Raw genomic sequence first — 26894 nt, 5'->3', positions numbered from 1 at the left:
ACCCCTCCCCTTCTGCCGCGCACCTCCACCACCGTACCGACTCTGCGAGGATGACCGGATGCCCTCGCCGACGATCGGACGCCGCGCGCGTCCGGCGTACCCGGTCCTGCTGGTGCTGGTGCCGGTGCTGGCCGCCGGCTGCGCGACGACGCGGCCCGGGACGACGCCCGGCGCACCCCGGCCGAGCCTGCCGGCGACGGCCGGGCAGCCCGCGCCGCCGGCCGTCACCCCGACCGGCGCTCCCACCCCGACCGGCGCCGCCGCCCCGACCGGTCCGTCGACCGCGCCGCCCCGCGCCGGGCTGCCGCACGTCTTTCCGGTACGCGCGGCGAACGTCGCCTACCACCCGACCCACTCGGCCTACCCGGGGACGGACATCTTCGCCGACTGCGGCGAGCCGGTAGTGGCGGTGACCGACGGCGTCCTCCTCGAGGTCAGCCGGGTCGACCGGTTCGACAGGCGCGGGCCGCGGGGGCCGCACAACGGCGGGCTGTCGGTGTCGCTGCTCGGCGACGACGGGGTGCGCTACTACGGCTCGCACCTGCGCCGCGTCGCCGACGGCATCGACGCCGGGGTGCGGGTGCGCGCCGGGCAGCGGCTCGGCGAGGTGGGCCGGACCGGGAACGCGAACAACGTGTGCCACCTGCACTTCGGCATCTCCCCGCCGTGCACCGGCCGGGACGGCTGGTGGATCCGCCGGGGCGTGCTCTGGCCGGCGCCGTACCTGAACTCGTGGCGGCGCAAGGGCAACAAGGAACCGGCCGCCGAGGTGACCGCCTGGCACCGCCGGCACGGCTGCCCGAAGGCGCCGCCGACCGCCTGACGACCCGCTCCGGTTTGTCGTCATCAGCGCTTCATCGCTGGGAAACATTGACGGAAGTCTCGGCCCTGAGCTAGCGTCCCGTCGCAAGAGAGCGCTCTCTGAGATTACTTTCCACACAATTCGCTCGCAGAACGCGCCCGTCCCCGACCGGCGCTCCCTGACCGGAGGCACTGTGACACCTCCTGCGACACGCCGCACCTGGGCCGTGGCGGCCACCTCCGCCCTGGCCCTCGCCCTCGGCGGCCTCGCCGTCGTGACCACCACCCCCGCCCAGGCCGCCACCGTCGGCGCCGGCAGCTACACCACCGACCGCGTGGGCCCCCTGCCCACCGGCTGCGGAGACATGACCACCAACCCCCGGCAGTTCGCCACCGCCGACGCGCCCGCCGGGCCGATCCCCACCAACGACTGGTGGTCGTCGCTGCTGTGGAAGCGGACCAACTGCTCCTACAGCGAGCCGCTGCACGCGCACCCGGCCTCCTACCAGCCGGCCGGCGACGGCCTCGGGATCTCGGCCACCTCCACCCCGACGATCACCGGCACCGCGACCGGCGTCGGCGAGTTCAAGTACACGTACTCCGAGGACATCCGGGTCGGCATCGCGGGGCTGGGTGCCCCGGTCGTCAAGGTCGACGGCTGGACCGACTGGACGGTCACTCCGCACTGGACCGACGGCACCCGGACCATGCGCGCCACCATCGGCCACGGCCTGCCGTTCGCGTACTTCCGCACCAGCGGCGGCGACGCCCTGGTCAACGCCACCGGCGGCAGCCCCACGGTCTGGTCGAACAGCGGCGCCACGATCGGCTTCACCGTCCGGGGGCACGACTACGTCGCGTACGCGCCCACCGGCGCCACCTGGTCCGTCAACGGTGGCCGGATCACCTCCACCCTGGCCGGCAAGGGCTACTTCTCGGTCGCCCTGCTGCCCACCACGCCGAGCACCGACGCCGCGTCCCGCGCCGAACTGGCCACCACCTACGGCCGGTACGCCCACGCCCACGTGACCGGCACCCGCGTCTCGTACGCGTACGACCAGGCGACCAGCACCGTCAACACCACGTACGCCTTCACCACGACCGCCCGCGAGGGCACCGCGAACCGGACGGTCGTCAGCCTCTACCCGCACCAGTGGCGGTCGCTGACCGGCTCCACCCCGCTGGCGCTCACCTACCCGTCGGCGCGCGGCCGGATGAAGGTCCTCGCCGGCGTCGACTCGTTCCGCACCTCGATGAAGTTCAACGGCGTACTGCCGGAGGTGCCCGCCGTGGCGACCGGCACCGGGGAGGACCTGGCCACGCTGCGCAGCCACCTGGCGGCGGTCCGGGGCAACCCGATGGACCAGCGCGGCGGTGACACCTACTGGACGGGCAAGGGCCTGGGCCGGGCCGCCCGCATCGCCGAGATCGCCGACCAGGTGGGCGACGCCGAGACCCGTACCGCCGCACTGAACGCCATCAGGAGCACGCTCACCGACTGGCTCACCGCCTCACCCGGGGAGGCCTCGAAGGTCTTCCACTACGACCGCAACTGGGGCACCCTGATCGGCTACCCGGCGTCGTACGGCTCCGACCAGGAACTCAACGACCACCACTTCCACTACGGCTACTACATCGCCGCCGCCGCCACACTGGCCAAGTTCGACCCGGCCTGGGCCCGGCAGGACCAGTACGGCGGCATGATCGACCTGCTGATCCGGGACGCGAACAACTACGACCGCACCGACAACCGCTTCCCGTACCTGCGCGACTTCGACATCTACGCCGGGCACGACTGGGCCGCCGGACACGGCTCGTTCCACGCCGGCAACAACCAGGAGTCCTCGTCCGAGGGGATGAACTTCGCCAACGCCCTCATCCAGTGGGGGCAGGCGACCGGCAACACCGCCGTACGTGACGCCGGCATCTTCATCCACACCACCCAGGCCGCAGCGATCCACGAGTACTGGTTCGACGTGACGAACGAGAACTACCCGGCGGCGTTCGGGCACTCCACGGTCGGCATGGTCTGGGGTGACGGCGGCGCGTACGCCACCTGGTTCAGCGCCGACCCGGAGATGATCCAGGGCATCAACATGCTCCCGGTCACGGGCGGGCACCTCTACCTCGGGCAGTACCCGGCGTCCAACCGCGCCAACTACCAGGAACTGGTGCGCAACAACGGCGGCGAACCGACGGTGTGGCAGGACATCCTCTGGCAGTTCCTGGCCCTCGGTGACCCGGACGCGGCACTGACGAAGCTGCGCGCGAACCCGGGGTACACGCCGGAGGAGGGCGAGAGCCGCGCGCACACCTTCCACTGGATCCGCAACCTCGCGGCCCTCGGGACGGTGCACACCCCGGTCACGGCCAACCACCCGCTGGCGGCGGTGTTCCAGCGCAACGGCGCGCGCACCTACGTGGCGAGCAACATCACCGCCGCGCCGCTGACAGTCACGTTCTCCGACGGCACCCGGCTCGCCGTGCCGGCCGGGAAGACGGCCACCAGCGGGGCGTACACCTGGAGCGGTGGCACCGCGACCGGTGGGGTCACCGGCACGCCGCCGCCCACGACCACCCCGCCGACGACACCCCCGCCCACCACGGCCCCGCCGACCACCCCGCCGCCCACCACCCCGCCGCCCTCGCCGGACTTCCCCAACCGGTACCTGCTGCCGGGCGGCGGGCTGGCCGCGTCCAGCGGGGCGGCGACCGCCACGGTGGCCGGCGCGGGCGGCGCGAACCACGACGGCACGCCGACCAACCCGCAGGTGTTCACCGCGACGGGCCTGGATCTGGCGTACGGCGGCGGGCAGACCACGTTCGACCTGTTCCTCGACGCCGGCAACGCGGTCGGCAACGGGGTGCAGGTGCGGGTCTCCTACGACCTGACCGGCAACGGCAGCTGGGAGCGGGTGGAGACGTACCGCTACTTCGCCACCGACCCGGTACCCGGGTACGAGCGCTACACCCAGCAGAGCGGCCTGCACTCCGCCACCGGCGCCCTCGGCAACCTGTCGAACGGCACCGTGCGGGTGGAGGTCTGGTCGGCGATCGGGAACAACCCGACCACCCTCGGCATCGGCGACAGGTCGCTGGTGAAGCTGCCGCACTCCTGATTCCGTGGCCCTCCGCTGATTCCATGGCCCTCCGCGCCGTCGGTCGTCCCGCGACCGGCGGCGCGGAGGCGTATTTTCCATGGCATGAGCGCCCGGGACCCCATCGCCGACCTGCGCCGGATCGCCTTCCTCCTGGAACGGGCGAACGAGGCGACCTACCGGGTCCGGGCGTTCCGCTCGGCGGCCACGGCCCTCGGCGCGCTGCCGGGGAGGGAGCTGGCCGAGCGGGCCCGCACCGGCAAGCTCACCGAGCTGTCCGGGGTCGGCGACGTCACCGCCCGCTGCGTGGCCGAGTCGCTCGCCGGCGAGGAGCCGGTCTACCTGCGGCGGCTGCTCGCCACGGAGGGCACGGACCTGGACGAGGCGGCCACCGCGTTGCGTACCGCACTGCGCGGTGACTGCCACACCCACTCCGACTGGTCCGACGGCGGCTCACCCATCGAGGAGATGGCGCTCGCGGCGGTCGAGCTGGGCCACGAGTACGTGGTGCTGACCGACCACTCGCCCCGCCTGAAGGTGGCCCGGGGGCTGACCGCCGACCGGCTGCGCCGGCAGCTCGACCACGTGGCGAAGGTCAACGAGGCGCTGCCGGAGGGCTTCCGCATCCTGACCGGCATCGAGGTGGACATCCTCGCCGACGGGTCGCTCGACCAAGACGAGAAACTGCTGGCCCGCCTCGACGTGGTGGTCGGCTCGGTGCACAGCGGCCTGAACGACGACCGGGCGAAGATGACCCGGCGGATGCTGACCGCGATCGCGAACCCGCACCTGGACATCCTCGGCCACTGCACCGGGCGGATGGTGTCGTCCCGGCCCGCCGGGGTGAAAGGGCCGGGCGACCGGGCGCACCGGCCGCGTACCCGGGCGGAGAGCGACTTCGACGCCGACGCCGTCTTCGCCGCCTGCGCCGAGCACGGGGTGGCCGTCGAGATCAACTCAAGGCCGGAGCGGCAGGACCCGCCGAAGCGGCTGATCCGCCGGGCACTGGAGGCGGGCTGCGACTTCGCCATCAACACCGACGCGCACGCGCCCGGCCAGCTCGACTGGCAGCGGTTCGGCTGCGAGCGCGCCGCCCTGTGCGGGGTGTCCGCCGACCGGGTGGTCAACACCTGGGACGCCGACCGGCTGGTCGACTGGGCCCGCTCCGCCCGCTGAGGTCCTGGCTGCTCGACCTGGTGGACCGGGCCCTCGCCGGCAACCCGCCGGCGACCAGGGGGATGGCACCACGAACGCTGTCGAGCTGCCCCGTTCATGAGACCGCATCACACACGGCCCAGCCTCACACGCGGGCCAGCCTCGCACCCGGCCCGGCCCCATACCGGGCCCAGCCCCACACGCGGCCCACCCTCACACCCCGGCCACCGTCACACCCCGACCAGCCTCGCACCCGGCCCGGCCCACACCCGGCCCAGCCCCACGCGGCCCAGCCCCACACCCCGGCCAGCCTCACACGTGGCGCGGCCCCACACCCGGCCCGGCCTCACAGGCGGCTTTGCCGTCACTGACGGGCGGCGGAGCGGTGACCGCGCCTGGACGGGTGCAAACGGCAGCGCGTGCGGCGACGGCCCGCGCCGCTCCTGAAGGTCGCCGGCCCACGGCATGTCCCGCCACGTTCACGGGTGGAACACCATGGCTGTCAAAGGCGGGCGTTGACACCCATGGTGTTCCACCCGTCCGCCGAGGCGACGGGCGGCAGGCGGCGCCGGGCGGCAGGCGGCAGGCAGCAGGCGGCGTCGGGCGACGGGCAGCAGGCGGCGCCGCGCGGCAGGCAGCAGCCGGGCGACGGGCGGGATCGCTCAGCGGCGCGCAGCCGGCGCGGCCTGCACGGCGACGCCGGCCGTCGCGACGGCAGCCGCCAGCGCGACGGCAGCGGCATCGGCAGTGGTCGACTCGATCACGCCGGCGGGCGCGGACGGCTCGGTGAGGCCAGCGGGTGCGGGCCGGCGGCGGCCGATCAGGCCCTGCGAGACGGCGACGCCGGACAGCACGATGAGCGCGCCCACCGGCTGGTGCCAGGTGAGCCGCTCGTCGAGGGCCAGGGCGCCGATCAGCACCGCGAACACCGGCACCAGGTAGGTCACGGTGGAGGCGGTGCTCGCCCCGGCGACCCGGATGTTGCGCAGGTTGATGACGAAGGCGAGGCCGGTGCCGAGCGCACCGAGCGCGAGCACGCTGGCGAGCACCTCGGCCGAGAGGCCGGTCGGGGCGGGCGGCGCCCCCGCCACCAACGGCGCGACGACCGCGAGCTGAGCGGTCGCGACCAGGAGCTGCGCCGCCGAGAGCGAGAGCCCGGAGTGCGCGCTGCCCGCGACGAACTTCTTCTGGTACGGGATGGCGACCCCGTAGCAGGCGGCCGCGCCCAGACACATGAGTTGCCCGGTGAAGTGGGCGCCGCCCACTCCCTGCCAGACCCCGAGCACCACCAGCACCCCGGCGAAGCCCAGCGCCATCCCGACCGCCCGGCGCGTGGTGAGCCGCTCGGTGCGGAACACCAGCACGGCCAGCGGCAGCACGATGAGCGGGGTGGTGGCGTTCCAGATGCCCGCGAGCATCGACTCGACGTGCTGCTCGCCGTAGCCGAAGAGGGTGAACGGCACGGCGACGCCGAACGCGGCGGCCACGGTCAGGTGCGCCCAGACCCGGGGCTCGGCGGGCAGGCGGTCGCGGAGCACGGCGAGCACCAGCAGCAGGGTCACCGCGCCGGCGGCGACCCGGTAGAGGGTGAGGTGCAGTGGATGCAGCTCCCCGATGCCGATCTTGATGAACAGGAAGCTGGAGCCCCAGATGGCGGCCAGCGCCAGGAACCCGGGCAGCCAGCTCCGCAGCGCCGTCCGGTCAGGAGTGGAATCCACTGTCACCCCTGACACTTTGCCGCAGCCGTACGACGAAGTCCCGCGACTTTCGGACGCCGTGTCGACCACCACAGAAACCGCCTGTCGCCAGGGCGGCCGGCGGTCGGTGGTCGGCGGCTCTCGGCCGACCTGCCGTTCCCGATCGACGCTGGCCCCGCCAACCTGCTGCCCTGAACACGCAGAACGCGTTCGACAAGTTGACGGTGCCCTCACGTAGGGTCGCAGCGTGGGACGAATCGATGACCTCGCGAACCGCTACGTGGCCGAGTGGGCGCCGCTGAGCCCGATCGGCGCCACCTACGTCGGCATCGCCGGCTACGACGACCAGCTCGACGACCTGTCACCCGACGGGTACACGGCCCGCGCGGAGCTGATCCGGCGGACGCTGACCGACCTGGAGGTGACCGAGCCGGAGTCGGAGGCGGAGCGGACCGCCAAGGAGGCCATGCAGGAGCGGCTCGGCCTCGACCTCGCCCGCTACGACGCCGGCGAGGCGAGCAGCGAGGTCAACGTGATCTCCAGCGGTCTGCACGAGGTCCGCATGGTCTTCGACCTGATGCCGACCGAGGGCGACGACGCCAAGGCCCACGTGGCGGCCCGGCTCAACCGCTTCGCGAGCACCCTGGAGGGCTACAAGGCGACGCTGCGCGAGGCGGCTGCCGCCGGCCACGTCAGTGCCCGGGTCCAGCTCGTCGAGGTCGCCAAGCAGTGCGACATCTGGGTCGACCCGGACGGCGACAACTTCTTCCACGGGATGGTCGAGCGGCTGGGCGCCGACGGCACCCTCGGCGCCGAGCTGCGGCGGGGTGCGGCGGCGGCCACCGCGGCGACGGCCGAGTTCGGCCAGTTCCTCCGCACCGAGCTGGCCCCGCTCGGCCGGGAGAAGCAGGCCGCGGGTCGCGAGCGCTACGAGCTGGCCTCGCAGTACTTCCTCGGCGCCAGGGTCGACCTCGACGAGACGTACGCCTGGGGGTTCGAGGAGCTGGCCCGGCTGGAGGCCGACATGCGCGCGGTGGCCGGCCGGATCGTCGGCCCCGGCGCCACCATCGACGAGGCGGTCGAGGCGCTGGACGCCGACCCGGCCCGGACGATCCGGGGCAAGGAGGCGTTCCGGGACTGGATGCAGGCGCTCGCCGACAAGGCCATCGGCGACCTGCACGGCACCCACTTCGACATCCCGGAGCAGGTACGCCGCATCGAGTGCTGCCTCGCCCCGACCAGCGACGGCGCGATCTACTACACCGGTCCGAGCGAGGACTTCTCCCGCCCGGGGCGGATGTGGTGGGCGGTGCCGCAGGGCGTCACCGACTTCTCCACCTGGCGCGAGGTGACCACCGTCTTCCACGAGGGCGTGCCGGGTCACCACCTCCAGGTCGCGCAGACGGCCGTTCGGGCCGAGCTGCTCAACCGCTGGCAGCGCCTGCTCTGCTGGGTCTCGGGGCACGGCGAGGGCTGGGCGCTCTACGCGGAGCGGCTGATGGACGAGCTGGGTTACCTGGAGGACCCGGGCGACAAGCTCGGCATGCTCGACGGGCAGGCGTTCCGGGCCGCCCGGGTGATCGTCGACATCGGCATGCACCTCGAGCTGGAGATCCCGAAGGACAACCCGTTCGGCTTCCACCCCGGCGAGCGCTGGACGCCGGAGCTGGGCTGGGAGTTCATGCGGGCGCACTGCCGGGTGCCGGAGGAGAACCTGCGTTTCGAGCTGAACCGCTACCTCGGCTGGCCGGGGCAGGCCCCCTCCTACAAGGTGGGCGAGCGGATCTGGCTCCAGGCCCGTGACGAGGCGAAGGCCCGCAAGGGCGCCGACTTTGACCTCAAGGAGTTCCACCGGCAGGCGCTCGACCTCGGCTCGCTGGGGCTCGACCCGCTGCGCAAGGCGCTCGCCCGCCTCTGAGGTCGGCGGTGCGGGGCCGGCGGGACACCGGCCCCGCACCGCCGGTGGTGGTGGGGTGAGATCAGGAGAGGGTCAGCTTCAACGCCGGCGTGGCGGTCAGCGTGTCGCTGTCGACGAACGCCAGTTCCATGACCGGCTCGGTGAAGGTGATCGGAACAGGTGACGTGATCGGCAGGCCGTCGGGGAACGGCAGGTCCGGGGTCAGCGTGATCTTGACGCCGAGCAGCCGCCCGACGAACCGGGTGGCGTAGAAGGCGACGTCCCCCTGCACCGTCAGCCGGTCGGTGGCGAACCGCATCGTCCGGCCGGCCGGGGCGGGCGCAAGGAGCAGGAAATCGTCGGTGACCGCGCGGTCCATGGTGAACTTCAGTGCCTTCAGGCTGCCATCGGCGGTGGGCAGGTCGACGATGCCCTCGAACCGCAGCCCGTCCATGGTCACCTGCGATCCGGTGAGCTTCGACGGGACCGCCGCCACCACCGGCTGTCCCGGGTCGGCGGCGATCCGGGGCAGCGGTCTGCCCGCCGCCACCTGCCCGGGTCGGCTCGGCTCCGGGCTGGCCGGGGCGCACCCCTTGCCGGGAGCCGCCGGCCGACCCGTGGCCGAGGCCGTGGGACGGACGCTCGGCGCAGTCGAGGGACGGACGCTCGGCGTGACCGTGGGACGCACGCTCGGCGCGGTCGAGGGTGTCGCCCCCGCAGCGGGCTCCTCGTCCTTGGTGCGGCCGCCGCCGAGCAGGTCCCCGACGCCGTCCAGGATGTCGCGCCCACCAGCCGACGGGAACGGGCCAGGGCCGGTCGGCGTCGGTGTCGCGCTCGGCGTGCCAGTCGGTGTCGCGCTCGGCGTGCCAGTCGGTGTCGCTCCGCCCTGGCCGGGAGCCGTGGTCGGGCAGGCCGAGGTGGGCCGTCCGGCGGGCGGTGGCGCAGCAGCGCGCACCGGTACCGGGCCGGCCGCAGCGACGGCCACGGCGGCGGAGAGGCCGAGCAGCACCGAGAGCACCACGTACGGGCGGAGATCGCGCGGCCCAGCGCGGAACCGGTCGCGCCGGGCGGGCCGCTGATCGACGATTGTCACGTACGCCTCCTGCCGGGACCGGGAAACGGGTGGGTCGGGCCCGCGCGGCGCGGCCACGCGGCGCGGATCAGGTCGGAAAAGCGGTCACGTCGGCGGCGGCCTTCGCGGGCACCAGCTTCGCGGCGAAGGTCTACCGGTTGCGGCCTGGTTGTCGAACCGGTCCTGCACGGATTCCTCCTCGCGGTCTTCGGCGTTCGACGGAGCGCGGGCCGCGCACCGGGATCCGAGTCGCGCTACCAGCGGATACGGGCGTGCCGATTGATGGTGCACGGACCCGGCGCGGGGCCACAAGGACCCGGCTACCGAGCGGTAACACCGAGCCGGGATGCGAATGCCTAGAAATCACGGATCGTTGACCCGGGCTGGCGCACAACGGACCCAGTACGGTGACAAAGACGGACGAATACCTCAGCGCACGCCGCTCAACGTCATCAACGCATCGAGGTATAACAATACGATAACGCGCGACGCGATTCCCGCGGCCGTGCCCGGATCGCCGCCGTGTCGACGCCCGCCCCGAGATGTCGACACGGCGGTCTGCCTGCGACGGCGCACCACCCATGGTCCCGGCGGAAGCCTCGGATGGCCTACTGTTTGCCCGGTGAGCCTGAACGACGTGCGACGCGACTGGACGACACTGGGCGCGGAAGATCCCCTCTGGGCGGTGCTGGTCCAGCCCGGCAAGCGCGGCGGGCGGTGGGACGTCGAGGAGTTCCTCGCCACCGGGCGCGCCGACGTCGAGGAGACGGTTCGCTGGCTGGGCGAACTCGACCTGCCCACACGGTGGGAGCGGGCACTGGACTTCGGCTGTGGCGTCGGGCGGCTGTCACAGGCCCTCGCCGCCCACGCGGAGGAGGTCGTCGCCGTCGACATCGCTCCGCCCATGCTCGACGCCGCCCGGAGGCTCGACCGCAGCGGCGGCAGGATCCGCTTCGTGCTCAACGACGCGGCCGACCTGAGCCAGTTCCCCGACGGTCACTTCGACCTGGTGTACAGCGCGTTGGTGCTGCAGCACCTGCCGCGGCCCGTGATCGACGGCTACCTCGCGGAGTTCCTGCGCGTTCTCCGCCCCGGAGGGATCGCCGTGGTGGGGCTGCCGACGGAACCGGCGCGTACCGCCAAGGCTCTCGTCTGGCAGCTCGCGCCCTACCGGCTGATCAGCTGGGCGCAGCGCCGGCTGCTCAACTACCCGGCCCCGATGCGTATGACGCCGGTGCCGCACGCCGACATCGTGAGCCTCGCGGCCGAGCGGGGCGGGGAGATCGCCGGCCAGCGGCCGGACCTGCCCTACACCGAAGACTGGCGGTGCACCCGCTACGCGCTGCGCCGTCGGTAGCCGCGGGCGCGGACATCCACCGACACGCTTCGGGCCGGCGACCCGAGGGTCGCCGGCCCGACGCGTTCCAGGCGTACGGCTGCCTACGCCTCGCCGCGTTGCGCGTGACGGGGCCCGGACGCCACCGTCGACTCGTCGTGCGGCCCCGACGCCTGCGCCGGGAGGTCGGCGGTCGGCCGGTCGGCGGCGTCCACGGCGGCGCCGGACCGGCCACCGCGGTTGGCCCGGAGCACCCAGAGCACGCCCAACGCCACCAGAAGCAGACCCAGGACGCCGAGCGCGATCGGCACCACCATGGTCAGGAGGTTGATCTGCTGGCGCGCGTCCTTCGCGGCCTTGGCCTGCTGCTTCTGGGTGTCCTCGGTGAAGGTGAGGGTCGCCGAGATAATCTTGATCTTGTCAACGCCGGCCGCGTCCCGCAGGGTCTGCAGCTGCTCTTCCTGACCCTTGACGATGACACCGCTGTCCGGCTCCACCCAGAGGGTGCGCTTGTTGGCGTAGTACCGGCCGGCGTTGGCCATCGGCTCGGTCGAGCCGAGCAGGTTACCGGGTACCTGGATCTCGCTGATCTTGACCGGTTCGACAGTCATCTCGAACCGGTAGACCGTCAGTCCCTGCAACTCCTCGGTGCCGACGTACCGGGCCGGGTAGGCCTGGCGGGCGCTGTTGTCGAAGTACTGGTAGGTCTTCTTCTCGGTCCCGAACGGGAACGTGTAGGTCAGACCCTTGTGCTTGAAGGGCGTGCCGTTGATGTCCTCGGCGCAGCAGGCGACCGCCTCCGCCGTCCGCCGGTCGAGGGCGACCCGGTCGGTGTTGACGGTGATCTCCTTGCCGGCGTCGTCGGTCACCCGTACGCCGACGTTGAAGACGGCCCGGTCCTTGTTGCCGGCCTGGACGTCACCGCGCACGGCCCGGACCGCGGTCAGGTCGACGCCACTACGCTCCGACAGCGTGGCGAAGTCCAGAACCGTTGCGCTCTCAGCCTTCGAATAGGTGACCGAGCTCTGGTCGAGGGGCACCTTGACGAGGGCGGGCGCAACGTAGAACGGCGTAGCGATGGCCCCGACGATCAGGAACGTGCCCGCCGCTACCAAGACGGCACCCGGCGCAGGTCGCATGTAACTCCTCCCCTTACAGCTCGACTGGTCGGCTGACAGTACATGATGAGAGTGTTTTCGGATATGGTCCGACGCGGCGTCCTGAGCCGTACCAACTGCGGCGAGAAGCAGCCTCGTGGTCGTCCCGTCACACACGATGTTGAGGAACTGTGAGCCCGTCTGTCGAGCCGGACCCGAGCGGCAGGGAAGAGCGGACCGCCGCCCCGGATGCGCTTCGGTCCGACGGCTGGCTGCCCGCCCTGGACGGCCTGCGTGCCGTCGCGGTGACCGCGGTCCTCGTGCACCACGTCGCCTACCTGAGCGGGCTGACCAACTCGGTGGCGTACGCCGGCGCACTGCTGGCCCGGCTGGACGTCGGCGTGGCGCTGTTCTTCGCCCTTTCCGGGTTTCTCCTCTACCGACCATTCGCGCTCGCGGCCATTCGCGCGCGGCCGGATCCCTCCGTCCGGAGATACCTGCGGCGTCGCGCGCTGCGCATCCTCCCGGCCTACTGGGCAATGGCGGTTGTCGCACTCGTCTGGCTCAACATCGATTACCTCAGGTCGCTTTGGGACTGGACGATTCCCCTGTTTCTGGCGCAGATTTACCAGCCCTTGCGGCTGCCCGTCGGGATGGAGCAGACCTGGAGCCTCGCCACCGAGGTGGCGTTCTACCTCGCGCTGCCGGCCGTCGCGTTGCTCGGTCGACGGCTGGGCGGCCACACCCCGCAGGCCCGCGCCGGCCGCCAGCTGGCCCTCGGCGGCGGGCTCGTCCTGGCCGGCCTGGTCTGGAACGCGTACGCCCACGGGGCGGACTCCCCGCTGCCGCAGCTCTCCGTGCTCTGGCTCCCCGCGTACCTGGACTGGTTCGGGGCCGGGATCATGCTGTCGGTCCTCGCCTGCTGGCCCACCGGCACCGCGCCGGCCGTGGTCGGCGGCCCGCCGGTGCCGTCCCCGGGCGGCACGCCCCCAACCGACGACCACCTGTGGAACGCCACGCCCCGAGGGCTACGCACGGTGACGGCCGCCCCCGGGACGTCCTGGCTGATCGCCGCCGCACTGCTCTGGATCGCCAGCACCCCGATCGCCGGCCCCCGATCGGTCGAACCCGCCACGTCGGCCGAGTCGCTCACCGAACACCTGATTTTCCTGGCCGTGGCCTGGTACGTGATCGCCCCGCTCGTCGGCCCAGGGTCGGGCGGGCTACCTCGCCGGCTTCTCGGTCACCCCCTGCTCAGGTTCCTCGGCCGGATCTCGTACGGCATCTTCCTCTGGCACCTGCTCGCCCTCGAAGCGTGCTTCCGGCTCCTGGGCTTCACCCGCTTCGACAGCTCGTTCGGAGTGCTGCTGGTGCTCACGGTGGCCCTCACCCTCCCGGTGGCGGTCGCCAGCCACCGCCTGATCGAGCGGCCGGCGCAGCGGCTCGGGCGGCTCCTCGACCGACGGTCGCCCCGCCCGGGCAGACCGCGCGGCATCGACGCCGGCGCCGGCGATCGCGCCCGGGTCCCCGTGCTGCACGGGGCGGTGCCCGGCCAGGCCGAGCAGCCGACCGGGTCGCCGCATCCGGTTCCGGTCGTCGCCCCGGCGGAAACGCAGCAACAGGGCGGCGATGGCGACAAGCAGCAGGCCGGTCGGGAGCACACCGAGTAGCGCGGCAAGCGGCTCCGGGCCGATCCTCGGGAGCCACCACCGCGTGGTTCCGTGCATCGTGAGACCGAGGACGGCGGGGACCCAGGTCCAGCCGGGTGCGGGTGTCCGGCGCCGGTGCAGGGCGACGACCAGGAGCGCGCAGCCGAGACCCACCGGCCCGCCGAGCAGCACCGGCACCCCGACCGCGAGGAAGGGCGCGGTCGGCATCGTCACCGGAACCGCTGGCGGCGTGAGGTTCCGCGTCCGGCGACGGGCCGGCACCACCGTCGCGACGACCAGGAGCAGGAGCAGGGCGACCGCGATCCGCAGGACCAGGTGGTACTGCGCGCCGGGCGTGAAGACCAGCTCGACCCGCCCGCCGGCCCCACCCGGCACGTGCCAGGCCTGCTTCCAGCCGTCGATCCGTACCGGTTCGAGCCGCACACCGTCGAGTGTCGCCCGCCAGCCCGCGTTGGCGTTCTCCGGCACGACCAGGTGGCCGTCGGCACCCGGGCCGACCTTGAGCGTCCGGCGCTGGTCGTTCCAGTCGAGCACGCGCGACGTGCGCACGTACGGCTGGTCGCCCGTTGACCGACCCGCCGTCACGCTGGTCAGCAGCACGCTGTCCACGACGAAGCGGTCCGCCGGCGCGGAGACCTCGTTGGGCCCGTGCCGCAGGGCCACCTGGCCGGCGGTGGCCCGCTTCCGGGCGGGCGGCTCGACGGTGCACGACCGGTACGGCAGGGGCCGCAGATCCCGCAGCTCCCGCAGGGTCCCCGTCATCGTCGTCGGCACCCGTCTGCCGTTGACCATGATGACCGGCCCCGCACCGCAGGGCAGGGTCACCTCGCGGGCGAGGTCGCGGGGCTGGTTCGCCTCGGGTACCCCCTGCACGTCGATCCCGCTGAGCCCGAGCGGCAGGGTCTGCGGCTCGAACAGCGCCGTCGACCGGCTGACCCGGGGCACCGTCGAGGTCACCGCGACGACGATGTTGCGGGTACGCAGCGCCGGGAAACGGACCACGCCGTCCAGCCCGACCATTCCCTCGCGTATCCCGTCGTCGCCGGTGATCCGGACCGTCTTCGGCGGCGAGCCGACGAGACTCGCCGCGAACCGGAGCCGCACCCAGCTCACCTTCTGGGCCTTGGCCCAGCGCAGTGCCACCGTGGGCTGCGGATCGCTCGGATCCGCCCACCAGGACGTGCCGTCGTCCCCGTCGCCCAACGCTCTGGCCGAGGCGACCGGATCGGAGAACCACGTACTCGACGTGGCGAAGACCGGCCCGCCCGCGAACTCGTCGTACGCCGCGAGGGCGGTGGCGGGGCTCGGACGGGCCAGACCGGTGACCCGGACGGTGGACGCCGCCGGCAGTTCGAAGCGACGGGGCAGCAGGGCCGGCTCCTCGCCACGACGGATCAGGTCGGGGGCGCAGACGTAGTGATCGCCCGTGACCGCGCAGGCCGGCCGGTCGTCGGGCTTGCGGGCGATGGCGATCATTTCCGGCGCGCCGGCGGAGGCGGGCACCGCGGGCATCTGCAGGTGTCGTTTGGGGTACACGCCGGGTATCCGCAGATCACGTATCCCCGCCCGACGCCCCGGAACGTCGAGGTCGGCGACGCCGTCGATCGTCACCCTGAGCCAGGTGGTGAGGCCCGACGGCAGCGCCAACCGGATCGGCGCGCGTCCGGCGGTGGCCACCCAGTGCACGAACGAACCCCCCGCGGTGCTCACCCGGACCCTGGTCACCGGCGCGCCGATCAGCTCGTCGTCGACCACCTGGAGTTCCACCGTCTGCACCTGGGTCTTGCCCTGGAACCGGACTTCCAGCCACTGGCCCACGGGCTTGCGCGCGCCGTCCGACAACCAGGCCGTGCCGGTGTCCCCGTCGACGGCGGCGAACGGCAGCGCGGACGGGTCGCGCAGCCCGGCCGGACCCGTCACGTCGGCCGCGCTGGACGACGCCCGCACGTCGGCCACCCCGCTGTAGCCGGCCGTGGTCCACGACCGCCAGCCCGGTTCCACGATGTCGTGGGCCACCCGCGCCTGCCCGGGGCGGTCAGCGGGGGTGAACGTGCGTGAGGTGTTGCCCCGGACCAGCCCGAAGTCCACCTCCCGGCTGCGGAGACTGTCGGCGATGACCACGCCTTCCGTGGCGGGTTCCTCCGCGTCGCCGTCGAGGATCACCGGCCGGTCGCCGAGCAGACCGGCGTCGGCGAGGTCGAGCAGTGTCTCCGGCGCTCCGACCAGGTTGAGCGGCTCGGCGGCGTCCGTGAGGGTGGCGCGCGCCGGCGGCACGTCCACCTGGTAGATCTCCACCGCCGGATACGGCCGGTGCAGCCCGTAGTCCCATGCGCCGCCCAGGTCCGGTTCCGCCCCGACGGTCGGCCCGAAGTGTGCGACCCGCGACAGCCCCGGGGCGCTGTCCAGCGTCCGGTGCACGAGCACGGGCCACGCGGTGGCGCCCCGGGCCGGCCGGAGGTCGTTGCGGACGAGCAGGTAACGCACCCCGAGTCGGCCGAGAACGTCCGCCAGGCCCGGTGAGGCGGCACCCGTCGCCAGCCGCGCGTCGATCGCGGAGAGTATCCGGGCGTTGCCGGCCGAGCCGGCTGGCACCAGCGAACGGACCGCCCACCTGGACTCCGCCAGGGCCTGGATCGGCTCGTCCATGGGCCGGCCCCAGTTGTACTCGGCGAAGTTGGACCCGGGCGCCAGCAGCGTCGTGCCGTGGCCGGCGTTGCGGTCGAGCCACCCGGCGGCCTGCCGCCAGTGCTCAGGCAGGGCCGGAAAGCCGCCATGAGCGGCGAGCCCCGCGGAGCCCGCTCCGGCGGCGACCGCGAGCACCGCGGCGGCGGTCACGAGCGTCGCCGCCCGGCGGGGCGCCATGTCGGCGGGTCGGGGCAGGCGGCGGATGGCCGCGACCCGGCCGGCGGTGTGGAGCATGTGCGCGGTGGCCAGGGCGAGCGGTAGGCGGAGGACCACGTCGAACTTGTGCAGGTTGCGCAGGGCGGCGAGCGGGCCGTCGAGGAGTTCCCGCACCGTCGGGCCGAGAGCCGCTCCCGCGTCCGACACGTTCCCGGCCGTCAGGGTCAGCAGCCCCACCACGGCCGCGACACCCAGGAACCGCCGCTCCGGCAGGTCGCGGCGGGCGAGCCCGGCGAGCCCGACGCATGCGACGAGACCGGTGAGGACGGCCAGCCACGGGACCGTGGCGAACGCCCAGCCCGAGCGCCACCACGGCACCCCGTCCACGGCCAGGTAGCCCACCCAGTGGGTGGCGCCGCGGACGGCCTCCGGGATCGTGGTGACGCTCGTCGTCACCGCCGCGCTCTCGGTGTAGGGCAGGAACGGAAAGCCGTGGCGTTGCAGAAGCAGCAGCGGCACCAGCCACCAGAAGGTCGCCGCGACAAGCGCCGCCGCCCACCAGGCGAGCAGACCGGTACGCCGCCGCCCCCGCGCGCGGGTCACGACGAACAGGAACGCCGGCAGCACGGCGCACGCGGCGGCGGCTCCGTTCGCTCCGCCCATGCAGACCACCGCCAGCCCGCTGAGCGCGGCGGCCCGCCGCAGGGAGCCGCCTGCCGCGCCCTTCACGAGGGGCAGCACCACCCACGGGGCGACGCAGTAGGGCAGCAACTCGAGTGACACCGTGCCGACCAGGGTCAGCGCCCGCGGGGAGAGCGCGAACACCGCACCCGCGACCAGCCGCGACGACGGGGCGCCCAGGTCCAGAGCGCGGGCGAGCCGCACCGTCCCGGTGAACGCCACGCAGAGCAGGAGGGCCATCCACAGCCGCTGGACGAGCCATGCGGGAAGGCCCAGCGCGTCGCCGAGGAGGAAGAACGGCCCCATCGGGAAGAAGTAGCCGACGGCTTGGTTCTGGAGCGTCCCGAACTGCCACTCGGAGGTCCACAGATCGGCGGCCCGGGCGAGGAAGCCGGCGGGATCGACGGCCATGTCGAGCTTCGTGTCGGGCACGATGAGGCCGGGTTCCTGGGTGACGCAGAGGCCGACCAGGGCCAGGCAGACCAGCATCTCCCGCAGGCGCCACACCGCTGCGGCCGGCTGGGCGGACGAGGTGCCGGAAGCGCGCCGAGCGGCCCACCGGCCAGTCAGCACTGCCGTTCCGGAGCGCCGGTGAGCAGTTCCTCCGTGGTGGCCTCCCGCTCGGTCACCGCATCGTCGGCGACCCCGGCCCGGGCCAGCACCTCCCGGACCGCCGTCGGGTCCGCGCCGGGCACCAGGATCCACAGTCCGTCCCGATCGGCCGCCAGGTGCCGGGTACGCGGAAGCAGGGGCGCCACCCGGGTCAGGAGGCTCTCCGCCTGTTCGGTCCGGACCACGAGACAGGTGTTCCTCGACGACCAGGGCACCGCTCGGGGGCCGAGTACGTCCGCCAGCACCTCCCGGACCCGTCGACCGGTGTCCGCCCAGCGGAACGAGCCGCTCCACCGCCGGCACTCGACGGCCGTCCGGGCGGCGTTCCCGGGGACCGCGAGCCAGTCCAGTGCCCGGTCCAGGCCGGCGCTGAGATCGCCCGCCGGGTCCTCACCCTCCGGCACCAGCCATCCGGTCCGTCCGGGTCGCACGGCGTCGCGCAACCCGTCCACGTCGAAGGCGATCGTCGGCAGCCCGGCGGCGGCGGCCTCGACGACGACCAGTCCCCATCCCTCGCCCCAGGAGCCGGAGACATGCAGCCAGGCGGTGTTCAGCAGCATGTCCCGCTGGGCGGCGGGCAGGAAGCCGTGGACGGTGACGGCCCCGGTCAGGTCACGCTCGGCGACGCGACGCCGGATCGTCTCCACGTCCGGTCCACTGCCGACGACGTCCAGGTGCAGTTCCGGCCGGCGGTCGCGGAGTCGCGCGACGGCGTCGAGCACAAGATCCACCCGCTTGTGCGGCGTCACCCGGCCCACGCAGACGAGCCGGGGCCGACCGTGCCGCTGTCCTTCGGCGTCGCTTCCCGGGGCGGCGGGCGCGTCGGCCCCGTTGGGAACGACGACGACCGGCCCCCTCCAGCGGAGCCGGTCCCGGATGGCGACGGCGGTGGACGGGGAGACGGCGAGCGTCACCCCCGCGCGGTAGACCCGGCGGGCGACGGGCCCCTCCAGCCACGCGCCAAACCGGCCGACGACGGGGCCGAAGTACAGCCGGAACTGCCGGTCGTGCACGTGGTGGATCACGCAGATCACGGGCACGGATCGCGGCAGCACCAGCGGGCTGAAGAAGGGGATCCCGTTCTGGCAGTCCACCACGGCGTCGAATCGGCGCCGATGTCGCAGCAGCCAGCCCAGCGCGCGGGGATAGACGCCCCACCGGCCGCCGGCGCGAACGATCCGGATTCCGTCGCGGGTCTCATCGGCGTCCTGCCCGGTGGGGCGGGCGGTGATGAAGGTGACCTGCGCTCCGGCGGCGACCAGGTCGCGGGCGACCTGCCAGGCGTAGACCTCGGCGCCGCCCGCGTCCGGGTGCCAGGGATCCTTCCAGTTCAGCAACGCGATGCGGCGCCCCGACACGTCGGCGTCGCCGGTGGGGTCGAGGACGGTGGCGGTCCGGGCGGAGCGACCACTCACGGTCGCAGGCCCACGGCGGCCGCGCCGCCGGTCATGTCCGGAGCCACCGGGAGGCCGACGACCGACAGCGCGGGCGCGGCCTCCACCTGCCGCAGCCGCCACCGGATGACCGCGACGTCGACGAAGCTGCGCCAGCCGTGGCGTACGGGAGAGAAGCGCGATCCGGGCACGTCCACCCAGTTCACCGGGATCTCGACCAGCCGGGCCCCGGCCCGCTCGGCTCGCCCCAGCACCTCCACGTCGAAGGCGAAGCCCCCGCAGCGCATCGGTTCGAAGGCCTGCCGGGCGACGTCGGCGCGGAAGAACTTGAACCCGCACTGCGTCTCGCTGACGCCCCGCACCACCTGCCGGACGGCGCCCCGGAACGCCACCGCGCCCCACCGCCGCAGGACGCTGTGCCGGTCCTGGACCACGGACTGCGGGTGCGCACGCGACCCCACCACCGCGTCGGCCCCGCCGACGAGGAGGCTCAGCACGTGCGCGAGGTGCTCGGGTGCCGTGGCCAGGTCCGCGTCGCAGAAGCCGACGTAACTCGCGTCGGAGGCCAGCACCCCGGCCCGCACCGCGAACCCCTTGCCACGCTCGGCGCAGTGCAGCAGCCGCACCGGCACGACCCCCGCGGGTACGGCGGTCGCGACATCGGCGGTCTCGTCGGTGCTCGCGTTGTCCACCACGGTCACCCGGGAGGGGACGCCGAGACCGGCCAGCGCCTCCCGGAGCAGCAACAGCGTCTCGGGGAGGCGCTGCGCCTCGTTGTAGGCGGGCACCACGACGTCGAGGACGATGCCTGACGACACGTCAGGAGGACGGGCCTCCATGAAGGGCCGTCAGCGCTCGCCGTACACGATGATCGGCTGTTCGACCTTGGCCGGGGTGGTGTTCCCGACGTAGGCCGACGTCCCGAGCGACACGACGAGGATCCCCAGCACAGCACCGACAGCCGCAGCGACGACGGCGGTGAGGAGGGGGTTGAAGGATGCCTTCATTGACGATCCTTTCGACAAAAGTGACCGGACAGTAGCACGTGTCGACGGCGTATGGAGGGGTGCAGAAGGGCGATCAGCAGGGTGCCCCCGAGTACCGAATAGCCCAGGGCGGGAGTAATGCCGACAGTCCGTCTGGAGGCGGAAGAACCACCATCAGAGAGGCGTAAAAGAGTGAGCGTCGCGTCCTGCCGGACGACCTCCGCGCCACGGAAGCGGGCCTGGTCCTCCGCCGCGCCGGGCTGATCGGTCTGGATCAGCACGTACCTGACGCCATGGCGGCGCAGGGCCGGACCCGGATCGCCGGGCACGGCGAGGAGGCCCGCCACCCGATCGGCTTCGGGGCTCTCGCCACGGATCCGGGTCCTCCCGACCAGCACGTCCTGGTCGCCGACGACCGGTCGACGAAACGCGCGCGGGGCCGGGTCGAGCACGGGCACGTCACCGGCCCAGCGGTAGGCGCGGAACGACGACCAGGGCAGCGAGACCAGACTTCCCGGGGCCGGGTCGCTGTTCACCACCGCCCGTACCGAGGCCCATTCGGCGGGATAGTGGACCGTGTCGAGTTGGCCGCCGAGGCCCCACGCCAAGCCCGGCACAAGCAGGACGGGAGCGATCGACACCAACAGTGCCAACGCCCGGGCGACCGCCACGAGGGACTCCACCAGCATCGCGAGGCCCACCGCCTGCAACAGCGCGAGCGGGGCCAGCAGGCGGGTGCCGTCCCGGACGGCGCCGGCCGCGGGAACGTCCGAGACGAGCGCGACCATCAACCTCTCGCCGACCGGCCACCCCGCGGCGACGGCGATCGCGGTGCCGAGGACGGCCCCGACGAGCAGCCCCCACCACGCGGCGGGTGGCCAGCGGCGGCGCGCCAGGTGGTACCCCCACGCCGCCGCCGCGACGAGCGCGAGCGCGAGCAGCGCGACCGGCCACTGGTCACGCCCGAACGGCACCGCGTGCCGGCTCCAGATCCCGCCCAGCGTGACCATGCTGCCGAGCAGCCCGAGCGGGGTGTCGGCCCGGGCGGCGAAGGCACCGACCCCCTGCTCGTCGACGGCCAGCGCACCGGCGCGGTGCAGCAGGACCATCGACCAGGGGGCCGTCAGGCCGACCAGCACCGCTGCGGCCGCCAGCATGGCCCGCCAGCGGCGGGCGAGGGCGAGGGCCGGCCCACAGGCGAGCACCGCGGCCAGCACCAGCGCCGGTCCGCCCAGTACCACCCCGAGCCCGCCGGCCACGGCCCCGCGCCGCCCCGGTCCCGCCGGGTCCCCCGGCCGCCGCACCACACCGAGGACCCAGGCGTACGCCCACGGCAGGGCCGCGTAGCCGGCGACGATGGCCCACTGACCCAGGTGCAGCCGCCCGTACACCCAGGGGTTCCAGACGTACGCGAGGCCGGCGGCGACCCGCGCCAGAGGGTGGCCGACCGGCGCCAGCCTCGCGGCGCCGACCGCCGCCAGTGCCAGAGCGCCCCCCAGGAGCACCTTCTCCGCGACGTCCGCCGGGACCAGGTGGCCGAGGGCCACGGCGAGGAACTCGCTGGGCACTGCGCGCGGCAGTTCCGAGCCGCTGCCCCAGACGACCGCGCCGAACGGCGGGTCGGGGACGAACACGAGGTCGTAGCGCAGCACGAAGCCGCGCTGGAGGACCGGGCCCAGGATCGCCAGCACCACGCCGAGGCCGAGTGACGCCTCCGGCCACCAACGCCGGCACCAGGCGGCGGCCGGGTGCCACGCCGGACCGGACCCGGGTGACGCTCGGCGCACGAGGACTCCCGCAGTGTTCGCCGTCGACCGCTCCGGACGCCAGGTCGAGCACTCCCTAGGCACGGGTCGACGCTGGCGGTAGTTTGCCAGACGACCTCGATGAGCGGCTCGCGGCGGCGTGCGGCTCCGGGCGACGACCGCCCCCGAACGCCGGAACCGACATGAGGCGCGATGACTGAGACGACATCCGAGCCGGGCATGGGCCGCCTGGGGGCGGCTGGCGCGTCCGTGGCGGTCGCGGCGATGGTGACGAACGGGCTGGCCTACCTGGTGCCGATGCTCGGCGCCCGGCACCTCGCCGTCGAGGAACTCAGCGTCCTGGCCACGGTGCTCGCGCTCGTCGCCATCGTCGGCGTCACCGGCACCGGTCTGCAGATGGCGGTCGCCGTGCACCGGGCCCGGCACCCCGGCGCGCCGACCACCCGGGCCACCCTCGTCACCACGGCCGTCACCGGCGTGGCCCTCGTCGCCGCGGCACCGCTGCTGATGATCACGCTGCGCCTGTCCGCCCAGGTCGTGGCCCTGGCCGTGGCGATGACGGTGCCCGTCGTACTGGCCGGCGGCTGGCTCGGCGAGCTTCAGGGCGACCAGCGGTTCCACCGCCTCGCCTCGGGCATGGGGTTGCTGGCCGTCGGCCGGTACGCCGGCATGGTCGTGGCGCTCGTCCTCGGTGCGGACGTCGTGGGCACGCTCCTCGCGGGGGTGGCGACCGGGTGTCTCGCCCTGCCGGTGCTGGCCTGGATCGCACGCCCGACCCCCCGACGGACAGCCGCCGCCGGCGGTGCCGCCGGAACCACCCTGCGGATCCGGCAGATCCTGAGCGCCGGTACGGCCGCGCTGGCGATGCTCGTGGTGTCGTACGCCGACCTGATCTTCGCCCGCCAGCTGCTCCCGGCGGCGGAGTCCGGCGCGTACGCCGTCGGCACCGTGCTGACCAAGGGCGCGCTGTGGGCACCGCAGGTGATCACGGTGCTGGCGCTTCCCCGGCTGGCCGCCGGAAGCGGCCGGGCCCGAACGGTCGCCCTCGCCGTCGTCGGCGCCTGCGGTGCCGGGCTCGTGGGGGCCTCGGCCCTGGCGGGCGGGCTCGCGTTCCGCCTGGCTGGCGGCGGGGACTACGCACAGCTGGGCGAACACGCCCCGTACTTCGCCGCGACCGGTTCGCTCTACGCGCTGGTGTTCGTCCTCGTCAACGCGAAGATCGCGGCGGGTACGCGGTGGCCGTCGGCGCCCCTGTGGGCCGCTACCGCCGGGCTCGCCGTCCTGGCGCTCCTCGTGGCGCCCCGGACCTTCGAGGGGATCATGTACAGCGCCGTCGCCGCCGCGGCGTTCACGTTGCTCGTGACGCTCCTCAGTTCGCCGCCAGCCAGGAGTGCAGCAGGTGGTGGTCGATCGAGTCGGCGCGGCCCAGCGGCCGTCCGGCGGCCGCCCGCTGGCGCAGCTCGTCCCGGGTGAACCAGCGCGCCTCCAGCAGTTCCTCGCCGTCCACCCGCACCTCCTCGGACGCGGCGGTGGCCCGGAAGCCCACCATCAGGCCGGCCGGGAACGGCCACGCCTGCGAGCCCACGTACGCCAGGTCGGTCACCGTCACGCCGGCCTCCTCCGCCATCTCCCGCCGGACGGCGTCCTCCAGGCTCTCGCCCACCTCCACGAAGCCGGCGAGCGTCGAGTACGCCCCCTCGGGCGCGCCCGCGTGCCGGGCCAGCAGGCAACGGTCGGGGACGCCGGGCGCCTCGATCAGCACGATGACGGCCGGCTCGATCCGGGGGAAGAGGAGCCGGCCGCAGTCCGCCCGCGCGCACGACCGGACGTGTCCGCCGCCCCGGGCGACGGTCGACGCCCCGCACGTGCCACAGAAGCGCTGCTGCCGGTGCCAGTGCAGCAGGCCCCGCGCGTACGCCTGGACGGCCGCCCCGGCCGGGTCGAGCCGGCCGACCAGCGCCCGGACGTCCACGGCGGCGCCCGCCTCCGCCACCTCGACAGCGGCGGCCTCGGGCAGCCCGGAGAGGTCGACGGCGAAGACGGCCGAGCCGTCGTCCATGCCCAGGAAGACGGTCTCGTCGGCGACGGTGAGCGCCTTGGCCGCCCGTTCCCCGGTCAGCCGCACCGGCACGTCCCCCGCGACCAGGCAGCGGTCCCGCCAGAGCGGCAGCAGGGTGCTCGCAGGGTCCGCCAGCAGGGCGGCGAGCCGCTCCGGGTCGGCACGCAGCTCCCCCGCCCGGTCCAGCCAACCGCCCCCGTACGCCAGGACCGCCTCGTCCGCTCCCATGTTCCCTACCGTGCCATGCCCGCCGGCCGGACCGACGACCGGCCGGTGTCCCCCGACACGCCGGGCGACACGCCGCGAGCGACGGGTGGGGCGCTGGCTCCCGCCCCGCCGGGGCGCCGGTTACCGTAGGTGTCTTCCGGGCGGAGGTGCGCTCCCCCGTTGTGGTACGTCCGATCGAGGTGACCGTGACGCTGTACGGCGAGAAGACTCCACCCGCCGACGACCGGCCCACCGTGCAGGTCAAGGCTGTGACCTGGCCCGGTGACGAGCCGGAGCCGGTCGCGCCGGCGGGCCGCCCGGGCGGGTCACGGTCCCGCCGGATCCGCCTGCTGCTGGCCGCCGGGGCCGCCACGGCGGTGCTGGCCTCCGTGGCGGGGGCGGGCGCCTACGCGTACGCCGGTGACGTGCCGCGCGGGACGACGGTGCTCGGCGCGGAGCTGGGCGGCCGGAGCCGCGCGGACGCCGCCCGGGAGCTGCGGACGGAGCTCGAACGCCGCGGCACCGCGCTCAACGCCCCGCTGTCGGTACGCGTCGGCGAGCGGACCGCCACGATCGATCCGGCCACCGTCGGCCTGGCGGTCGACGTCGACGCCACCGTGGCGGCGGCGGCCGAGGCCGACGCGCACGCCGTCGACCGGCTCGTGGGGTCCCGGGCGGTGCAGCCGGTGGTGACCGTGGACGCCGCCCGGCTCGACGCCGCCCTCGAGAAGGTCGTCGGCGACCAGGGCCGGAAGATGACCATGCCGGCGATCACCTGGAAGGGCACCACGCCGAAGGCGGTGCACCCGAAGCCGAGCCTCGCCCTCGATCCGGAACGCTCCGCGCAGGTGGTGCGGGAGGGCTGGCTCGCCGGCCAGCCGGTGACCGTGCCGCTGGTCGAGACCCACCCGGCGACCACCGCCGAGGAGGTGGACCGGCTGGTAGCCGAGCTGGCGAAGCCGGCCGTCGCCGCGCCGGTCACGCTGACCACCGGCAAGGGCTCGGTCCAGATCCCGCCGAAGGCGATCGCGCGGAGCCTGCGGTTCACGGCCGACAAGGCCGGCAAGCTGACCCCGCAGGTCGACGTGAAGCGGCTGCGGGCCGCGCTCGGCGACGACCTGGCCGCGATCGAGGTGCCGCCGAGGGACGCCCGGATGACCATCTCCGGCGGCAAGCCGAAGGTCGTCGACGGCAAGCCCGGGCAGCAGCTCGACAGCGCGGCCCTCGGCCGTGACCTGCTCGCCGTCCTGCCGAGGGCGGACGACCGGAAGGTCACCGGCGAGCTGAAGCCGGCGGAGCCGGAGCTGACCGCGGCGAAGCTGGCCGGGTTGGGCATCAAGGAGCGGGTCTCCACCTTCACCACGCACTTCACCGGTGGGCTCTCCTCGCCGCGCAGCCAGAACATCGTCACGATCGCGAAGGACGTGGACGGCACGGTGGTGCTGCCCGGCGAGACGTTCTCCCTCAACGGGCACACCGGCGAGCGCGGCTACGCCCAGGGCTACCGGGACGCCCCGGTCATCCTCGACGGCAAGCTGGTCCCGGGGGTCGGCGGCGGCACCTCGCAGTTCACCACGACGCTGTTCAACGCGACGTACTACGCCGGGCTGGAGGACGTCGAGCACAAGCCGCACTCGTACTGGTTCAGCCGCTACCCGGCGGTCATCGAGTCGACCATCTTCTGGCCGGACCTGGACTTCAGGTTCCGCAACAACACCGAGCACGGCGTCCTGATCGACACCTCCTACACGTCGAGTTCGATCACCGTGTCGATCTGGAGCACGAAGATCTGGGACAGCGTGAAGACCGAGTACACCCCGCGCCGCAACATCACCCAGCCGAAGACGGTCTACCTGGAGCCCGGCCCGACCTGCATCCCGGCCGGCGGCAGCCAGGGCTTCACCCAGGACGCCTACCGGGTGTTCAAGAAGGACGGCAAGGTCGTGAAGCGGGAGAAGTTCACCTGGCGCTACTCCGCCGAGCCGCGCTTCATCTGCGGTCGCGAGCCGTCCTGACGGCCGCCTGACTCCCGCTCCGGGAAGCCCCGCCGGCCACGTCGCCGGCGGGGCTTCCCCCTGTCGTACGCGCACCGCGTCACGGCCCTCGTAGGTGCCGAACATCGTCCCTGCGCCTGGCGCCCGCGCCCCGCCCGCGGTGCCGACGCGAGGCGATGCCGGGCCCAGTCAGCCCTCGCTGGCTCTGGTGCTGGCCTTGGTGCTGGTGGGGCGAACCTGAACGGCTGTCACCAGGGTGCCGGGGCTCTCACCGTGGTCGTGTCCCGCTGATGAGCCTGACGCCGTTGGCCGGTGTACCCCTCGGGGGCTGCTCCGGTAGATGGGGCGTTGGCGGGGTTGGCGGCGGCGGAGCGCGACGGGCGGCTGCTCGTGAGCCACGAAAAGGTCCGGAACGCAGTTCAGGGCCACCCCGAAAGGGGTGACCCTGAACTGAAAGATTGTCCGGCGGCGTCCTACTCTCCCACACCCTCCCGAGTGCAGTACCATCGGCGCTGGAGGGCTTAGCTTCCG

16 protein-coding genes and 1 pseudogene are annotated in these 26894 nt (G+C 73.6%); 8 read left to right on the top strand and 9 right to left on the bottom strand.

Annotated features, from left to right (window positions below; all coding sequences use genetic code 11):
* Nucleotides 1-58: 58 nt before the first annotated feature.
* The 3 genes from ACGFNF_RS22630 (at nt 59) to ACGFNF_RS22620 (ending at nt 5075) form a co-directional block, all read left to right on the top strand.
* Entirely contained in the window at nt 59-823 is a 765-nt protein-coding gene (locus tag ACGFNF_RS22630; RefSeq protein WP_393170448.1) for a M23 family metallopeptidase, read from the top strand.
* 172 nt (nt 824-995) lie between these two features.
* Nucleotides 996-3920, top strand: a complete 2925-nt coding sequence (locus tag ACGFNF_RS22625) for a glycosyl hydrolase (RefSeq protein WP_393170446.1) — start codon at nt 996-998, stop codon at nt 3918-3920.
* Between the two features lie 84 nt (nt 3921-4004).
* Nucleotides 4005-5075 (top strand): PHP domain-containing protein, encoded by a 1071-nt coding sequence (locus ACGFNF_RS22620; RefSeq protein ID WP_393170444.1) that lies wholly within the window; start codon nt 4005-4007, stop codon nt 5073-5075.
* 641 nt (nt 5076-5716) lie between these two features.
* On the opposite strand, the gene ACGFNF_RS22615 is transcribed toward ACGFNF_RS22620, so the two are convergent.
* A complete protein-coding gene (locus ACGFNF_RS22615) occupies nt 5717-6778 on the bottom strand; it encodes a DMT family transporter (RefSeq protein WP_393170442.1) in 1062 nt (353 codons plus the stop codon).
* A gap of 220 nt (nt 6779-6998) precedes the next feature.
* Here ACGFNF_RS22615 and ACGFNF_RS22610 point away from each other — a divergent pair, with 220 nt between their 5' ends.
* Nucleotides 6999-8669: a DUF885 domain-containing protein gene (locus ACGFNF_RS22610; protein ID WP_393170440.1), complete on the top strand. Its 1671-nt coding sequence runs from the start codon at nt 6999-7001 to the stop codon at nt 8667-8669.
* A 61-nt stretch (nt 8670-8730) separates the two neighbouring features.
* Here ACGFNF_RS22610 and ACGFNF_RS22605 read toward each other — a convergent pair whose 3' ends face one another.
* A complete protein-coding gene (locus tag ACGFNF_RS22605; protein WP_393170438.1) occupies nt 8731-9741 on the bottom strand; it encodes a hypothetical protein in 1011 nt (336 codons plus the stop codon).
* 601 nt (nt 9742-10342) lie between these two features.
* Between ACGFNF_RS22605 and ACGFNF_RS22600 the strand changes: the two genes are divergently transcribed.
* Nucleotides 10343-11077 (top strand): class I SAM-dependent methyltransferase, encoded by a 735-nt coding sequence (locus tag ACGFNF_RS22600; protein WP_393170436.1) that lies wholly within the window; start codon nt 10343-10345, stop codon nt 11075-11077.
* A gap of 83 nt (nt 11078-11160) precedes the next feature.
* On the opposite strand, the gene ACGFNF_RS22595 is transcribed toward ACGFNF_RS22600, so the two are convergent.
* On the bottom strand, nt 11161-12195 hold the full coding sequence (locus ACGFNF_RS22595) for a DUF3068 domain-containing protein (RefSeq protein ID WP_393170434.1): 1035 nt from the start codon (nt 12193-12195) through the stop codon (nt 11161-11163).
* Nucleotides 12196-12344: 149 nt separating this feature from the next.
* Between ACGFNF_RS22595 and ACGFNF_RS22590 the strand changes: the two genes are divergently transcribed.
* A complete protein-coding gene (locus tag ACGFNF_RS22590; RefSeq protein ID WP_393170432.1) occupies nt 12345-13823 on the top strand; it encodes an acyltransferase family protein in 1479 nt (492 codons plus the stop codon).
* 2028 nt (nt 13824-15851) lie between these two features.
* Here ACGFNF_RS22590 and ACGFNF_RS22585 read toward each other — a convergent pair.
* From ACGFNF_RS22585 to ACGFNF_RS22565, 5 genes and pseudogenes are all read right to left on the bottom strand, one after another.
* Nucleotides 15852-17834: pseudogene (locus ACGFNF_RS22585) on the bottom strand (alpha-(1->3)-arabinofuranosyltransferase family protein); the annotation flags it as partial.
* 77 nt (nt 17835-17911) lie between these two features.
* Entirely contained in the window at nt 17912-19372 is a 1461-nt protein-coding gene (locus ACGFNF_RS22580; protein ID WP_393170430.1) for a glycosyltransferase family 4 protein, read from the bottom strand.
* On the bottom strand, nt 19369-20169 hold the full coding sequence (locus ACGFNF_RS22575; protein ID WP_393170428.1) for a glycosyltransferase: 801 nt from the start codon (nt 20167-20169) through the stop codon (nt 19369-19371). Before ACGFNF_RS22575 ends, ACGFNF_RS22580 begins: the two co-directional genes overlap by 4 nt.
* A gap of 30 nt (nt 20170-20199) precedes the next feature.
* Nucleotides 20200-20358: a hypothetical protein gene (locus ACGFNF_RS22570; RefSeq protein ID WP_393170426.1), complete on the bottom strand. Its 159-nt coding sequence runs from the start codon at nt 20356-20358 to the stop codon at nt 20200-20202.
* The gene (locus ACGFNF_RS22565; RefSeq protein WP_393170424.1) at nt 20355-22124 is read right to left on the bottom strand and encodes a hypothetical protein; all 1770 of its coding nucleotides are present in this window, start codon (nt 22122-22124) and stop codon (nt 20355-20357) included. Before ACGFNF_RS22565 ends, ACGFNF_RS22570 begins: the two co-directional genes overlap by 4 nt.
* 171 nt (nt 22125-22295) lie before the next feature.
* Here ACGFNF_RS22565 and ACGFNF_RS22560 point away from each other — a divergent pair, with 171 nt between their 5' ends.
* Nucleotides 22296-23576 carry a polysaccharide biosynthesis protein gene (locus tag ACGFNF_RS22560; RefSeq protein WP_393170422.1) on the top strand — a complete coding sequence of 427 codons (1281 nt, stop codon included), beginning with the start codon at nt 22296-22298 and terminating at the stop codon, nt 23574-23576.
* On the opposite strand, the gene nudC is transcribed toward ACGFNF_RS22560, so the two are convergent.
* A complete protein-coding gene (gene nudC, locus ACGFNF_RS22555; protein WP_393170420.1) occupies nt 23473-24390 on the bottom strand; it encodes an NAD(+) diphosphatase in 918 nt (305 codons plus the stop codon). The two genes, ACGFNF_RS22560 and nudC, sit on opposite strands and share 104 nt — an antisense overlap.
* A gap of 179 nt (nt 24391-24569) precedes the next feature.
* On the opposite strand from nudC, the gene ACGFNF_RS22550 reads away from it, so the two are divergent.
* On the top strand, nt 24570-26384 hold the full coding sequence (locus tag ACGFNF_RS22550; RefSeq protein ID WP_393170418.1) for a VanW family protein: 1815 nt from the start codon (nt 24570-24572) through the stop codon (nt 26382-26384).
* The last annotated feature ends 510 nt before the right edge of the window (nt 26385-26894 follow it).

The sequence above is a fragment of the Micromonospora sp. NPDC048868 genome, from assembly GCF_043198195.1.
Lineage (GTDB): Bacteria > Actinomycetota > Actinomycetes > Mycobacteriales > Micromonosporaceae > Micromonospora > Micromonospora reichwaldensis.
This window is presented reverse-complemented; position numbering and strand designations above follow the sequence as displayed.